This window comes from Leptospira haakeii, from assembly GCF_002812045.1.
GTDB classification, from domain to species: Bacteria; Spirochaetota; Leptospiria; order Leptospirales; family Leptospiraceae; genus Leptospira_B; species Leptospira_B haakeii.
Map to the genome: position 1 here is coordinate 1 of NZ_NPEG01000033.1, position 1,915 is coordinate 1,915.

The window sequence follows — 1,915 nt, forward strand, 5'->3', positions numbered from 1 at the left end:
GTTCTTCCATCCCCGTTATAATCCCCAACAAGAAGTTGGACCTTACCTCGGCCAATTCCATCTTTGGATTTATCCGCGGTATAAGGACTGTCCAAATTACCGTTGGGAGAATAATCTCCTCTGAATACGTTTTGGAATTTATTTGCGAAACGTAAGAATTCGAAACTTCCACCCTTATTCAACATCAAGGTCCACTGACCTGTTGGCTCGTCGAAAAGAACAGAATCAGAAAGACCGTTTCCGTCGTAATCTCCAGGAAACCATTCCATCCGGAAGATATCGGGAATCCCGGACATCAATCTTCCATAATTACGAAATTGGAATATTTTACCGTCATGTTCTGCTACAATAAAGTCTCTTGTTTCTGGTAGATAGAATGCGATATCAGCTCTTCCATCTCCGTTATAATCCCCACTCACATTTCCTTTAAAGAAACGGATCTTATCCGGGCCGATATAATTCATATAACGGTTTGCATAAACTTTGAAATTATAACCGCCACCTCTTCTTCCTTCCGCGGCCTTCCAGTTTCCATTCTTAGGGTTGAAGAATAAAATATCAGAGATCCCGTCCCCGTTAAAATCTCCTTCGAAATATTCAGTATCATCCGGAAGATCTTCTGGTTCACTTGCAGCTTGGTTCACTACATTCTGCCAAACGAGAGAACGAGAAGCTACTTGGTATTGGAATTCGGGTTTGGTAGTGTGTCTGCTGGACTCCACTGTTTTAAGAAGAGGTCTGCCTGAATCAGGAGAAACATCATAGACTAGATCATAGTCCCAGAGTTTTCCTCCTCCGTCCCAACCAACTTCTATACTATCCAGCAAACGATCCATCTTCATAAGAAAGCCGGGTGCGGTAGAAACATAGGAGTCACTTCTTGACTTAGTGATAAATTTCACATATTGACGGGCAGACGTCCCAGATCTTGAGTTTCCGGTATATCGTATTTCCTTTAAGTATAAAGACCTGTTGGCAGAATAAAAAGAGGTATCATAAGTTACCTGCATGTAGTTTCCGTTTCGATCCTCTGTTTTAGTCAGATACCAACTATATGTTTGGCTGATCTTATCCGGATTATAAATACGACTAGAGGAAGTGTCTCCGAAGGTTGTTTTAGTTCCAGAAGAATCACGGACTTCCCAGATCCCTCCCGTTTCTATATTCGATAATACTAATATTGGAGCACTTTGGTCCGTGATCTCTGGTCTATAAGTTCCGTTCTCACTACTAGTGGAACCGGATACTTTAATAAGTCTTTTGCCGTTCCAGGTAAAGGAGTCTCTGGAATCGTAAAATAAGGCGCCGTATTCTGGTGTACGAGTAATCGCACCAAGACCGATATTCCAACCGATCCCAACCCATCCGTCTCCTCCGGTGGAAGAATAAGAAATTGCAAGATTGGGTTGAACTCCAGCTCTTCCAGGAGTTGCTTGGATCGGATAAGAAAGAGAGACTCCTCCATAATTATTAGGCTCAGGAGGAGCAATAAAAAGAGCACCGGACAAAGGATCCGCTTTTGTATTCGGATCGTCTATCGCTTGGCTATAATTTGTGGAGATGGAGAATAGATCGCTTCCCTCAGGAGCGGGAGCCGACCCGGGAGAAGGAAAACTAGTCCCAGGAGGCAAATCCCCACAAAATGTATGCTTGCAAATCTGATCCAGTAACCCCGGCCCCTTCCAACAGTTTACGAAGGAAGAAAGACCGACGATACAAAGGATCACCGATACCCTAAGATTCATAACGAAATCCTAATGGATCTTAAAAGTTGATCTGCGCTTTTAGAGTGTAATCTCTCTCTATGAGCGGTGCCACAAAGAAGTTATTCAAACCGTATTGAAGCGCACCAGGATTCAGCATATCCAAAGAGTAACCTCGGATATTTTGCTGGGTAGAATCGGTAGCCCACCAA

The 1,915-nt window shown here is 43.3% G+C and carries 1 protein-coding gene; it reads right to left on the reverse strand.

Going from position 1 to position 1,915, the window contains the following annotated elements:
- A partial coding sequence (locus CH377_RS19530; protein ID WP_279628564.1) for a SpvB/TcaC N-terminal domain-containing protein occupies positions 1-1,745 on the reverse strand: 1,745 nt, incomplete at its 3' end.
- Positions 1,746-1,915 lie beyond the last annotated feature (170 nt).